This is a genomic window from Winogradskyella alexanderae, from assembly GCF_020166335.1.
Taxonomy (GTDB): Bacteria; Bacteroidota; Bacteroidia; order Flavobacteriales; family Flavobacteriaceae; genus Winogradskyella; species Winogradskyella alexanderae.
Genome location: NZ_JAIUJR010000010.1, coordinates 1 through 13724 on the forward strand (window position 1 = coordinate 1; position 13724 = coordinate 13724).

11 protein-coding genes and 2 tRNA genes are annotated in these 13724 nt (G+C 34.9%); 11 read left to right on the forward strand and 2 right to left on the reverse strand.

What is annotated here, in order from left to right:
• Nucleotides 1–268 precede the first annotated feature (268 nt).
• Together pta and LBU54_RS13270 are read left to right on the forward strand one after the other, a co-directional pair.
• Nucleotides 269–2359: a phosphate acetyltransferase gene (pta, locus tag LBU54_RS13265; RefSeq protein ID WP_224530723.1), complete on the forward strand. Its 2091-nt coding sequence runs from the start codon at nucleotides 269–271 to the stop codon at nucleotides 2357–2359.
• A gap of 10 nt (nucleotides 2360–2369) precedes the next feature.
• A complete protein-coding gene (locus tag LBU54_RS13270) occupies nucleotides 2370–3569 on the forward strand; it encodes an acetate/propionate family kinase (protein WP_224530725.1) in 1200 nt (399 codons plus the stop codon).
• Nucleotides 3570–3607: 38 nt separating this feature from the next.
• On the opposite strand, the gene LBU54_RS13275 is transcribed toward LBU54_RS13270, so the two are convergent.
• Nucleotides 3608–4750, reverse strand: a complete 1143-nt coding sequence (locus LBU54_RS13275) for an acyl-CoA dehydrogenase (protein ID WP_224530727.1) — start codon at nucleotides 4748–4750, stop codon at nucleotides 3608–3610.
• 91 nt (nucleotides 4751–4841) lie between these two features.
• Here LBU54_RS13275 and LBU54_RS13280 point away from each other — a divergent pair, with 91 nt between their 5' ends.
• The 9 genes from LBU54_RS13280 (at nucleotide 4842) to LBU54_RS13320 (ending at nucleotide 12279) form a co-directional block, all read left to right on the forward strand.
• The gene (locus tag LBU54_RS13280) at nucleotides 4842–5915 is read left to right on the forward strand and encodes an anhydro-N-acetylmuramic acid kinase (protein WP_224530729.1); all 1074 of its coding nucleotides are present in this window, start codon (nucleotides 4842–4844) and stop codon (nucleotides 5913–5915) included.
• Nucleotides 5916–5983: 68 nt separating this feature from the next.
• Nucleotides 5984–7210, forward strand: a complete 1227-nt coding sequence (locus tag LBU54_RS13285; protein WP_224531165.1) for a Glu/Leu/Phe/Val dehydrogenase dimerization domain-containing protein — start codon at nucleotides 5984–5986, stop codon at nucleotides 7208–7210.
• A 12-nt stretch (nucleotides 7211–7222) separates the two neighbouring features.
• Complete coding sequence (nhaD, locus tag LBU54_RS13290) at nucleotides 7223–8617, forward strand: sodium:proton antiporter NhaD (protein ID WP_224530731.1); 1395 nt, start codon at nucleotides 7223–7225, stop codon at nucleotides 8615–8617.
• Between the two features lie 63 nt (nucleotides 8618–8680).
• Complete coding sequence (locus LBU54_RS13295; protein WP_224530740.1) at nucleotides 8681–9376, forward strand: MotA/TolQ/ExbB proton channel family protein; 696 nt, start codon at nucleotides 8681–8683, stop codon at nucleotides 9374–9376.
• 1 nt (nucleotide 9377) lies between these two features.
• Nucleotides 9378–9773 carry an ExbD/TolR family protein gene (locus tag LBU54_RS13300; protein ID WP_224530751.1) on the forward strand — a complete coding sequence of 132 codons (396 nt, stop codon included), beginning with the start codon at nucleotides 9378–9380 and terminating at the stop codon, nucleotides 9771–9773.
• A gap of 40 nt (nucleotides 9774–9813) precedes the next feature.
• Nucleotides 9814–10659 (forward strand): energy transducer TonB, encoded by an 846-nt coding sequence (locus tag LBU54_RS13305; RefSeq protein ID WP_224530753.1) that lies wholly within the window; start codon nucleotides 9814–9816, stop codon nucleotides 10657–10659.
• Nucleotides 10660–10662: 3 nt separating this feature from the next.
• On the forward strand, nucleotides 10663–11880 hold the full coding sequence (locus tag LBU54_RS13310) for a bifunctional folylpolyglutamate synthase/dihydrofolate synthase (protein ID WP_224530756.1): 1218 nt from the start codon (nucleotides 10663–10665) through the stop codon (nucleotides 11878–11880).
• A 61-nt stretch (nucleotides 11881–11941) separates the two neighbouring features.
• Nucleotides 11942–12016, forward strand: a tRNA-Val gene (locus LBU54_RS13315).
• Between the two features lie 188 nt (nucleotides 12017–12204).
• A tRNA-Val gene (locus LBU54_RS13320) sits at nucleotides 12205–12279 on the forward strand.
• 113 nt (nucleotides 12280–12392) lie between these two features.
• On the opposite strand, the gene LBU54_RS13325 is transcribed toward LBU54_RS13320, so the two are convergent.
• Complete coding sequence (locus LBU54_RS13325) at nucleotides 12393–13667, reverse strand: UDP-N-acetylmuramoyl-tripeptide--D-alanyl-D-alanine ligase (protein ID WP_317196325.1); 1275 nt, start codon at nucleotides 13665–13667, stop codon at nucleotides 12393–12395.
• Nucleotides 13668–13724: the final 57 nt, after the last annotated feature.

Below are 13724 nucleotides of genomic sequence, written 5' to 3' on the forward strand. Positions count from 1 at the left end.
GCCCGTTAGCGCCGATGGTACTGCTTTCTGTGGGAGAGTAGGTCGCCGCCTTTCTTTTGAAAAGCCCCTTGCAAATAGCAAGGGGCTTTTTTTATGGTGCTAAAACAGCCTTCCGCAACAGGTATTATTTAAACATATTTTTAATAGGTTTTGCTACAGAAATATTATTATACTTAGTATCAATAAGGTCTAGATTTTACTATCTTCGGCTTAATTTAGAATATAGATAATTCCTTTTATTTTATTTGACAGTATCAATTAAGTTTTAATGAATAAAGCAATTTACATAACTTCAAATGATTCTGATAGTGGTAAATCAATTTTGACTATCGGAATAATGAATTCATTATTAAGGAGTAAACCGAGTGTTGGATATTTTAGACCGATTATTGACGATACAACACATAAGAGAGATAATCATATAAACACAGTACTAACCTACTTTTCAATAGATATTGGCTATGAAGATGCTTATGGTTATCCCATTTCGAAGCTCATTAAGAAGTGGAACAATGACAAGAAAGAAGCTATTTTGAATACAATAATAAAAAAGTATAAAAAACTTGAAGAAAGATTTGATTTTGTTATTGTTGAGGGTAGTGATTTTTCTGATCTTAGTTCGATAATAGAACTTGATTTAAATATACTTATAGCAAAAAACCTCGGAATACCAGTCATAATCATTTCAAGTGCCCTAGATAAACGACTTGATGATTTTGCTGACAACTTGCATCTCACCTATGATTCATTTATACAAAAAGATGTTAATGTCATTGCTACGGTCGCTAATAAAGTAGAACAGAATCAAGTTGATACTGTGAAAGAGAAAATGAAAGATCTCTTTCCAAAATCCGTCATTGCCAATGTAATCCCTATTTATCATAAGTTGAAAAATCCAACTATGAAGGAATTAGTGGATTATATGAATGCTGATATTTTATTTGGATCCGAATTACTGGATAGACCAACTGGTGAAATAGAAATAGGAGCTATGCAATTACAGCACTTCTTAGAGTACTTGACAGAAGACGCAGTAATCGTTACACCTGCTGATCGTGAAGATATTCTTATGGGGACACTACAGGCGAATATTTCTACGAATTACCCTAGTATAGCAGGAATAATTTTAAGTGGTAAAATGGAATTGTCAGGTTCTATAATTAGGCTTATTGATGGACTGGATAAGATAATTCCAATTGTCAGAGTAAAAGAACCAACGTTTAACATCGCATCCCAATTGGCTAATGTCAGATCTCATATCTATTCTACAAATACAGATAAAATTAAAATTTCTATTGATGTGTTTGAACGTCACATTGACGTGGACAGATTGATGAAGCATTTAGAGTCTTTTGAAGTTAGTAAGATAATGACACCCCGAATGTTTCAGTATTATTTGGTGAAACGCGCAATGCAAGTCAGAAAACACATTGTGTTACCTGAAGGAAATGACGATAGGATTTTAATAGCGGCTTCTAAACTTCAAGAATTAGATATTATTGATTTAACACTCTTAGGAGTTGAAACTAAGATAAAGGCTTCTGTTGAGCGATTGAATATACCTTTTGATTTTGATAAGGCTTCTATCATAAATCCCAATGAATCTGAATATTTAGAAGATTTTACTAGTACACTCTATGAGTTAAGAAAACATAAAGGACTTAGTCCTGCTACGGCAGAAGATTTGATAAGGGACGTATCTTACTTTGGTACGATGATGGTTTATAAAGGACTAGCCGACGGTATGGTGTCAGGAGCTATTCATACCACCCAGCATACCATTAGACCTGCACTTCAATTTATTAAAACCAAGCCTGGATTTTCTGTAGTATCATCAATATTTTTTATGTGTTTAGAAGATAGGGTTAGTGTTTTTGGCGATTGTGCAATTAATCCAAATCCTACGGCCGAACAGCTAGCAGATATTGCTATAGCTTCTGCAGACTCTAGTATCGCATTTGGAATAGATGCCAAAGTAGCTATGCTATCTTATTCTTCAGGAGTCTCTGGGCAAGGAGAAGATGTAGATACGGTTAAAAGAGCCACAGCAATTGTGAGAGAAAAACGACCAGACCTGAAAGTGGAAGGTCCGATACAGTACGATGCAGCTGTCGATCCTGAAGTAGGCAGAAAAAAATTACCATATTCAGAAGTTGCGGGTCAAGCAAGTGTATTAATTTTCCCTGATTTAAATACGGGTAATAATACCTATAAAGCAGTTCAAAGAGAGACGGGGGCTCTTGCAATAGGACCAATGTTACAAGGTCTTAACAAGCCAATTAATGATTTGAGCAGAGGCTGTACTGTAGATGATATATTTAACACAGTAATAATTACTGCAATTCAAGCACAAGATTAAAACATTAATAATGAAAATCTTAGTTCTAAATTCAGGGAGTTCGTCTGTAAAGTATCAATTATTTTTAATGCCTGAGCAAAAGGTTATTTGTTCTGGTGTTATAGATAGAATAGGTCAATTAGATTCTAGCATTAAGTTTAATTCTACCGAATTTAAAATTGATGAACAAATTAAAATTGCCAATCATAAAGAAGCCCTAGATTATATTGTTAAATTGTTACTTGACCATAATAATGGTGTTATAACTTCTGTCGAAGAAATTGACGCTGTTGGCCATAGAGTTGTTCATGGCGGTAATGATTTTAAAGATACAATAGAAATAAATAAGAACGTTAAGAATACTATCGAGGAGTTGTCTGTTTTGGCACCCTTACATAATCCACCAAACTTAAAAGGAATTAGTGTTGCCGAGGCCGCATTTTCTAAGGCAAAACAAGTAGCAGTTTTTGACACTGCATTTCATCAAACAATACCTGAGGTAGCCCATAAATATGCAATTCCAAATGTATTTTTTGATGACCATAAGATTCGTCTCTATGGATTTCATGGAACAAGCCATAAATATGTCTCTGAAAAAGCCGTAAACTTTTTAGGAAAAAAGAACTCGAAAATCATTTCAATTCACCTTGGTAATGGGTGTAGCATTACAGCTATTAAAAATGGAAGAAGTATAGATCACAGTTTAGGTTTTGCCCCTGTTAACGGTTTAATAATGGGTACGCGATCCGGTGATATAGATCACTCATTAATATTTTATTTGGTAAATACTTTAGGTTATAATCTAGACGAAGTAGATAATATTTTACAAAGGGAAAGCGGAATGCTAGGTTTAACAGGTTTTAGTGATCTGAGAGATATTGAATCTGAAGCTGAAAAAGGAGATAAAGCGTGTAAAGTTGCTTTAGCCATGAATGCTTATAGAATCAAAAAGTATATTGGTGGCTATATTGCTTCCATGAATGGTTTAGATTGTTTAATATTTACGGCAGGAATTGGAGAAAACTCTGCAATGATACGAGAATTAGTTTGTTCTGATATGGAAACTTTTGGTATAAAACTAGATATTGAAAAGAACAGAGCAAAGACATCAGGTATTCGGGATATTAGTCACATTGAAGCACAAGTTAGAATATTGGTAATACCAACAAACGAAGAGCTCGAAATCGCAATGCAGACCTATAAACTTATAAAGAATAAAAGCCAAGTGTAGGTAGGAACTTGACTTTCTTATTGTTGTGCTAATACAATTTATCCTTTAATTACACCCCTAGAGATTACAATTTTTTGTATCTCTGAAGTCCCTTCATAAATCTGTGTAATTTTTGCATCACGCATTAGTCGTTCTACATGATATTCTTTTACAAAACCATTACCACCGTGTATCTGAACAGCTTCAACAGTTTGCTCCATAGCAACTTTTGATGCATACAATTTTGCCATTGCACTTGACATATCATGATTTAATCCTTGATCTTTTTCCCAAGCTGCTTTCATTACTAAATGACGTGCAGCTTCAATCTCAGTATACATGTCAGCCAGCTTAAATGCTACAGCTTGGTGATTGCAAATTTCAGTACCAAATGCCTTCCTTACCTTAGAATATTCTAATGCCAATTCATAAGCTCCAGAAGCAATTCCTAAAGCTTGGGCCGCGATACCTATACGACCACCAGAAAGTGTTTTCATGGCAAACTTAAATCCAAAACCGTCTTCACCAATCCTATTTTCTTTTGGTACTTTAACATCATTAAACTGAAGCGTATGTGTATCACTACCACGTATACCTAATTTATCTTCTTTAGGACCAATATCAAAACCCGGAGTACCTTTCTCTACTATAAATGCATTAATACCTCTGTGCCCTTTTTCTCTATCAGTCTGAGCAATTACCAAATAAACATCAGATCTACCACCATTTGTAATCCAGTTTTTAGTGCCGTTAATTACATAATGATCACCCTTGTCTATTGCAGTTGTTTTTTGAGATGTTGCGTCACTACCTGCTTCTGGTTCACTAAGACAAAACGCACCAACATACTCACCAGTCGCCAGCTTAGTCAAATACTTTTGCTTTTGTTCTTCAGTGCCATATTTCTCAATACCATAACAGACCAAAGAATTATTGACCGATACAATAACAGAAGCAGAAGCATCAATTTTTGAAAGTTCTTCCATAATCAACACGTAGGAAATTGTATCCATACCGCTACCACCATATTTTGGATCTACCATTATTCCCATAAATCCAAGTTCTCCCATTTTCTTTACCAACTCATCAGGGAATACTTGGTTTTCATCTCTTTCAATAACTCCTGGTAGTAATTCTGTGCGCGCAAAATCTCTTGCCGCCTCACGTATCATCAAATGCTCTTCGGTTAAGCTAAAGTCCATATGTTTAAATGATTAATAATTTGATAAAAATTTGGTGCAAAGATAATTGATATTTGCTGTATTTTCAATAACTAATACTAATTTTACTAATATGATAAATTCGTCTTATAATGTTATTGGTGTTATGTCGGGAACCTCCTTGGATGGCATAGATTTAGCCTATGTGAAATTCGAGTTCTCTAATTCATGGAATTTTGAAATAAAACATTGTGAGACAGTTTCGTATTCAAAACAATGGGTAAACAAACTCAAATCATTAATTGATTTGTCTGAAGATGAATTAAACAAAATAGATAGTTCGTATACAAAATATTTGGGTTTTACTATTAAAGATTTTATTGCAAGAAATAATTTAGTTGGTATCGATTTTGTGTCATCACACGGACATACGGCACTTCATAAGCCAGATCAAGGTCTAACATATCAAATTGGAAACAATCAAGAACTGGCCGATATAATAGGGAATAAAATAATTTGTGACTTTAGAACTCAAGACGTAACATTGGGAGGTCAAGGTGCACCTTTAGTTCCTATTGGTGACAAGCTGTTGTTTGGAGTTTTTGATTATTGTTTAAATCTTGGTGGCTTTGCGAATATTTCCTTTCAGCAAAACAATCAAAGAATAGCGTTTGACATTTGTCCGGTAAATATTGTCCTTAACCACATAGTTTCAAAAATTGGATTAGACTATGACAAAAACGGAGAGTTGGCTTCTAGTGGAAAGGTCAACAGCCAACTACTGAGCGAGTTAAATAATTTACCTTTTTATAATCTAACTTTTCCGAAATCCCTAGGTTTAGAGTGGGTAAAACAAGAAGTCTTTCCATTGATCAAAAGTCATATCCTAAGAATTGAAGATGTACAGTGTACTCTAGTAGAGCACATTGCAATTCAAATTTCAGACATAATTAATGTTCGTGACAGAAAAGTTTTAGTTACTGGAGGAGGTGCTTATAATACTTACTTAATCTCAAGAATTAAGCATTATGTTCCTGCTCAGATTATAATACCAGAAAACAATCTTGTTGAGTTTAAGGAAGCATTAATATTTGCCTTTTTAGGTGTTTTAAAAGCCAGAAATGAAGCCAATTGTCTCGCAAGTGTTACTGGTGCAAAAAGGGATCATTCGTCTGGTAGGATATTGTATCCAAAACCTCAAATTTAATTTTTATTTCACTCGATAGCTTTTATTGTTTTTTATATTTGTTACATCTAAACAAATCAATCAATTTGATAAAGGAATTACTTCAGAAATACGAAAATAAAGCACCTGAAATCGTATTTCATTGGAATGATCCAGAAACCGATGCAGAAGGTTGGGTCGTAATTAACTCCTTACGAGGAGGAGCTGCGGGAGGTGGTACACGCATGCGGAAGGGGTTGGATATGAACGAAGTGTTGTCCCTAGCTAAAACCATGGAAGTAAAGTTTACAGTTTCAGGTCCTTCAATTGGCGGTGCAAAATCTGGAATTAATTTTGATCCAAAAGATCCTAGAAAAAAGGGGGTTTTAGAACGTTGGTATCAAGCCGTATCACCATTGCTCAAGAGTTATTATGGAACAGGAGGCGATTTAAATGTTGATGAAATAAACGAAGTAATTCCAATAACTGAAGAAAGCGGTGTTTGGCATCCTCAGGAAGGTGTTTTTGAGGGCCATTTTAAGCCAACTCAAGCAGATAAAATAAATAGAATTGGACAGTTAAGGTATGGCGTAATTAAGGTTATTGAAAACCCAAATTATTCACCTGATGTATCACGAAAGTACACTGTTGCTGACATGATTACTGGTTATGGTGTGGCAATAGCAGCAAAGCATTTCTACGAGTTAAATGAGGAGTCAATAAAAGGAAAGCGGGTAGTTGTGCAAGGATTTGGAAATGTTGGCGCGGCTGCAGCATTTTATTTTGCTCAGATGGGAGCTAAGATAGTTGGTATTATTGATAGGCCAGGTGGTTTAATCAAACCTGACGGGTTTACGCTTCAAGAAATAACGCAACTTTTTCTTAATAAAACAGGTAATTTTTTGGTTGCAGAAAATTTAATACCTTTTAATGAAATTAATAGCTTAATATGGTCGTTAAAGGCAGAAGTTTTTGCTCCATGTGCTGCCTCAAGGTTAATAACCAAAGAGCAGGTTGACCAAATGATTAATACAGGACTTGAAGTAATAACATGTGGCGCAAATGTACCTTTTGCTGATAAAGAAATTTTCTTCGGTCCTATTATGGAATATACCGACAAAAGAGTAAGTTTAATACCAGATTTCATATCTAATTGCGGAATGGCAAGGGTTTTTGCTTATTTTATGGAACGAAGAGTACAAATGACAGACCAAGCAATATTTAAAGATACCTCTCGAGTAATAAAAAAGGCCCTCAAAGAGGTAAAAAAGAAAAACTCCGGTAGAGTTGAAATAAGCAAAACAGCCTTCGAAATAGCATTAAGGCAATTAATATAAATATCCCTTAGTATGGAAACCGTAATAATTCTTGTTTTTATAGGTGGCTATTTGGCCATAACATTAGAGCATAGCATCAAAATTGATAAGTTAATTCCTGCATTGGTAATGATGGCTATTAGTTGGGCTTTAATATCATTGGGCATTGATGATTTTTCTCAATGGTTTGATTCTACAAAGCACAACCTAATGGAAAATTTTGGAGTATTAGGGCATGAAGAGAAGATGCATCTTATGGAGGAGACATTACTTCATCATTTGGGTAAAACTGCCGAAATTCTGGTATTTCTTCTTGGCGCGATGACCATTGTAGAAATTATTGATTATTTCGATGGGTTTTCTACGATCAAATCTGCCGTAAATTTCAACAGTCGAAAAAAATTACTTTGGATGTTTGCCGTTCTGGCGTTTCTACTCTCTGCCATAATTGATAATTTAACTGCTACTATTGTTCTCATATCTATACTTCAAAAAATTGTCAAAGACCGAAACATACGAATTTGGTTTGCTGGTCTTATTATAATTGCTGCAAACGCAGGAGGTGCTTGGTCGCCAATAGGCGATGTAACAACTACGATGCTTTGGATTGGAGATAAGGTGTCTACAGGTAAGTTATTTATCTACTTATTCATTCCGTCCTTATTGTGTATGGTTGTGCCAACATTTATTGCATCCTTGCTTCCTACTTTTAAGGGGGAATTAGAACTTCAAGCAGATGATAATAAACCGAAAAATAGATATAGCTCAACCATGCTATTTTTAGGATTAGGGGCAATTGTATTTGTTCCGGTATTTAAGGTTATTACGCACCTACCACCATACGTTGGCATGATGTTGTCTTTAGGTGTTGTTGCAGTTTTCGCTGAGATTTACAGTAATTCAAAATTTGCTATGTCAACGGCTCATATTGATGATCATCATCTCGAACATTCAAGTCATAGTCCTGTTCATTATTCCTTGTCAAAAATAGAATTACCTAGTATTCTATTTTTCTTAGGTATTTTAATGGCCGTTGCTGCATTAGAATCTTTAGGCATTTTATTTGGATTTGCCGATGGACTTAAAGAAAATATAGGCTTAATCGGAACTGAGCCAACAGGTACTGTGGTATCGGATTTAGTTGTTCTTTTGCTTGGGGTAGGTTCTGCGGTAATAGATAATGTTCCGCTAGTCGCCGCAAGTTTGGGCATGTTTTCAGAACCATTGGATAATCAATTATGGCATTTTATTGCATATTCTGCTGGTACTGGCGGAAGTATGTTAATAATTGGCTCAGCTGCAGGTGTTGTGGCCATGGGAATGGAGAAAATAGACTTCTTCTGGTACCTTAAGAAAATATCATGGCTCGCTTTGGTTGGATTTATTGCCGGAGCAATTGCCTTTATGGCTACAAGAGCAATTTTCTAATATACTTAAGTATAAAACTTAACGTTATTACTTACAAGAACTTTAAAACTTAAATTTTATCATATGATATTACTGAGTAATATTCAAGATAACACTGAACCGTTAGTTGACGGCGAATCAGTGGAAAAAACCCTTTCAATCATAGAACTTATTACTAGTGGAGGTACCTCTGGAATGGTGATAATTCTCATATTATTCCTATTGCTAATTGTCGCGACATACATTTATTTTGAACGCATTTTTGCAATTAAAGCCGCTTCAAAAGTAGATTCAAATTTCATGAATCAAATTAAAGATCATGTTAGTAATGGAAAAATTGATTCGGCACAGCTACTTTGTGCTCAAGTTAACTCGCCTGTATCCCGCCTTATTTCAAAAGGTATAACTAGAATTGGAAAGCCGTTGGAAGACATCAATACTGCTATTGAAAATGCAGGAAGACTTGAGATATATAGTTTGGAGCGAAACGTAAGTGTGCTAGCAACAATATCTGGTGTAGCACCAATGATTGGGTTTTTAGGTACTGTAATAGGTATGATTTTATCAATTTTTGAACTTGCCAATGCTGGAGGAACCATTCAAATGGATGTTTTAGCAAGCGGTTTGTATACTGCGATGACAACGACAGTTGGCGGACTTATAGTGGGTATAATTGCATATGTAGCATATAATCATATCGTTGTAAAAACGAACAAGGTAGTTTACCAAATGGAAGCAAACTCTGTTGAATTTTTAGACCACTTAAACGAACCAATCTAATATGAATATTAGAGGAAGAAGAAATAAGGTTACTCCAGAATTCAATATGGCCTCCATGACGGATATTGTATTTCTCTTACTCATCTTTTTTATGATTGCTTCCACACTTGTAACAACTAGTGCAATTGATATTATTTTACCAAAGGCTAGCGGGAAAACTGAAAACAAAAAGTCTGTTGCAGTCAGTATCAAAAAAGATCTTACCTATTATATAGACCAAAAAAGAGTTGGAGAAAGTATTTTAGAAAACGAGCTTGTGGCTGCCTTATCGGATTTAGAAAAGCCTACTATAGTTTTAAGGGCAGAAAAATCTGTACCTGTCGAAAATGTCGTCAAAGTAATGGATATTGCCAACCGTAATAAGTTTAAGGTTATTTTGGCAGTCAAACCCAATTAAACGGTACCATTTTTGAATAGAATGCATTAAATAATTAAAGGTGAAATACTTAGAAACTAAACACGAACGTAATGCAGCACGAATTACAACGTTAATATCTATTATTTTGTTGTTGTTGCTTTTTGTGGTTGGTCCTCAGTATTTAGATCCACCAGAAGAATATGGTGTGGCGGTTAATTTTGGTACTACGGATGTTGGAAGTGGTAACCAACCATTGAGCCAACCAAGAAAAGCAATTAAAGAGCAAGTTCAAGAAGCTCAGCCCACACCATCAAAAGTAGAACCTTCAAAGTCTGAAGCTAAAACAGAAGAAGTTATTACAGAAGATAATGCCGAGGAAATAGCACTAAGAAAACAAAAAGAAGCAGAGGCAAGAGCACAAGCTGAGGCTGAGCGTATAGAGCGTCAAAAGCACGAGGAAGAAGAACGTAGACGCAAGGAGGAGGCGGAGAAGCGGAAAAAATTAGATAACTTAATAGGAGGGGTAAAGAACTCAGAAGGTCCTAATAATGCTGGTGAAGGTAATGACGACAGACCTGGTAACAAGGGCCAGTTAGATGGCAATCCTTATGCGCCTAGTTATTTTGGTGGTTCAGGACCAGGTAAAGGAGGGGTTGGTTATGGCTTAGGTGGCAGAGGTAAACCTTCACGAAAAATATATAAACAGGATTGTAATGAGTACGGTTTAGTGGTCGTTAGAATTGAAGTTAATAGACAAGGAAGTGTTATTAAGGCAGAACCTGGTATAAAGGGAACTACAAATACACATCCGTGTTTATTAGAGCCTGCGAAAAAAATTGCTGAATCGCATAAATGGCCACCAGACCCAAATGCTCCGACAAGACAAATAGGCTTTGTTAGTATTAACTTCGATTTGGGACAATAAACAATGAACTATCTAGAAACTGTTCAATGGATGTTTAAGCAGTTACCTATGTATCAAAATCAAGGTAAATCTGCCTACAAAAAAGACTTAAGCAATACCATAAAACTAGCCAAGCATCTAAATAATCCCGAAAATAAATTTAAATCTATACATGTTGCAGGTACAAATGGAAAGGGTTCCACAAGCCACATGTTGGCCTCAGTTTTGCATGTGGCAGGCTATAAAGTTGGTCTTTATACCTCACCACATTTAAAGGATTTTCGCGAACGCATAAGAATTAATGGTAAGACCGTTAGTAAACAATTTGTTATAGGCTTTGTTAGAAGAAACCAGGAGTTTTTTGAGAAGAATCAACTCTCTTTTTTTGAGATGACCGTTGGTATGGCATTTGATTATTTTGCAAAAGAGAATGTTGATATAGCTGTTGTAGAAGTTGGGATGGGAGGTCGACTGGACTCTACAAATATTATTACTCCAGTAATATCTGTTATAACAAATATAGGATTTGATCATATGCAGTTTTTAGGCAACACACTTAAAGCCATTGCAGGAGAAAAAGCAGGTATTATAAAGCGAAATATTCCTGTTGTAATAGGAGAAACCCAATCTGAAACAAAACCAGTTTTTATTGATAAAGCAACGATTAATAATTCCCCAATTTACTTTGCAGACCAAGATATTGTAGAGGTCTACGATAGCGATATGACGGGCTCTTATCAAAAAAAGAATATAAAAACAGTTCTTCAAGTTGTTGAAATTTTAAATACTAAAAAATATCATATTTCGCCAACCCAAACTAAAGAAGGCCTTTTAAATGTTGCTAAAAACACCGGATTAAAAGGGCGTTGGCAAATTCTTGGTACTGATCCCAAAATTATCTGTGATACAGCTCACAACAAGGAAGGCCTAGAATACGTTGTGGAACAATTGTTAAAAGAAGATTTTGAAAAATTACATATTGTATTTGGCACTGTAAACGATAAGGACTTATCTACGATAATGCCTTTATTGCCAAAAGAGGCAGTTTATTATTTATGTAAGCCCAATGTAATTAGAGGGAGGTCAGTAAATAAACTAAAGGATTATTTTGATAGGTTTGGACTGGATTCAAAGCCGTTTAATTCTGTAAGTCATGCATTGGATGGAGCAAAACTAAACGCCAATAAAAATGACCTTATTTTTGTTGGTGGGAGTACATTTGTAGTCGCTGAAATAATTTAATTTTTTTAAGTAAATCCTTTTGAGATTTTAAAAACTAATCTATATTTGCAGTCCAATTATCGGGCGCGTAGCTCAGTTGGTTCAGAGCACTTGGTTTACACCCAAGGGGTCAGGGGTTCGAATCCCTTCGCGCCCACTTCAAATACAATTCCGATTTGATTTTTCAAATCGGTTTTTTTGTTTTTGAATTAGATTGAGTTTGGCTCAAAATCTAAGTTGAAAACAAAAACCAAAGTAAATGCTTAGGCATTTAACAATTGTATTTGCAAAGGCGGTTTCGCAATAGGTAAATGTAATCCCGTTTTTATATTTTTGAAAATAATAGGGTCATTAACTCAGTTGGTTCAGAGTGTTACCTTGACAGGGTAGAAGTCACTGGTTCGAATCCAGTATGACCCACATGCAAAAAAAATCCAAACATTAGTTTGGATTTTTTTGTATTTCACTACAATTAGAACGAAGTTCGTATTACAATTTAAATACTATTCCCAAGTATTTTTATAATCCTAGAATTAAATGTGTTCTAAAATGCGTTCTAATGCCATGCCACGAGAGCCTTTTATTAATATTGTTGAATTATCAAGCATTATAGAGCCTAAGATGGATTTGATATCATCAAAAGTTTTAAATTTTTTAGTAGAGGATTTAGTGCCACAATTATAAAAGTTTTCACCAATCAAATAGACGTTCTTTTCAAAATTAGTTTCTGCAAAATCTACGATACTTTGATGTTCGGCATGGGCCTCTTCACCCAATTCGAACATATCTCCTAAGAATAACATCTTATTCTTTGCGCTAAGTTGTTTTAAATTTTTTAAAGCGCCAAGCATGCTAGAAGGATTAGCATTATAAGCATCTAAAATGATCTTAGTTGAATTCTTTTCGATTATTTCAGAACGATTGTTCTTGGGTTGATAGTCTTCTATCCCTTTTTTTATTGCCTCTTTAGGAACATTAAAATGATTTCCAATTGCAATTGCAACGGCAATATTGCCAAAATTATACGCACCTATCAATTGACTTTGAATTTTTAAAGTATTAAACATAACGGTTACAAAAGGATCGGCATTCAAAAATTCAATCTGGCAATTATTGTCATTTTTTGAGCCAAAGGTTATGATATTTTTATAGTTTCCAATTTGATTAATTTGCTTTTCATCATCTGTATTAATAATTGCAGTTTTTTGATTGGCTCTTATGTAATCATATAATTCTGATTTCCCTTTTATTACACCTTCTACGCCACCAAATCCTTCTAAATGTGCCTTACCAAAATTCGTAATTAGACCGTAGTCAGGTTGGGAAATACTGCTTAAAAATTCTATTTCTTTTTGATGGTTAGCACCCATTTCTACAATTCCAAAATCTAAATCATCTTGAAACTCTAAGAGGGTAAGAGGAACACCAATATGATTATTGAGATTTCCACTTGTTGCCTTTACCTTAAATGATGCTGATAGTACAGAATAAATTAGTTCTTTGGTTGTGGTCTTACCATTACTGCCGGTAAGTCCAATGATTGGATATTTTATTTTGGCCCTGTGGAATTTAGCCAATTCTTGAAGCGTTTTTAAGGCATCATTAACCAAGATGCAATTTTTATTTACTACCGCAGAAGGTTCATCAACAACACAATATTTTGCGCCTTTGTTAAAAGCATCTTCAACAAAGTTGTTTCCATTAAAGTTGTCTCCCTTAAGTGCAAAATACATTGAGCCATTTTTAAGTTTTCTCGTATCCGTTGATACATTGATGCAGCCCTTAAATTTGTTGTATAGTTCTACCATTTCCATGAGGCTAAAAATAAAAAAAGTCCTGATGAATTTCATCAGGACTTTTACTTA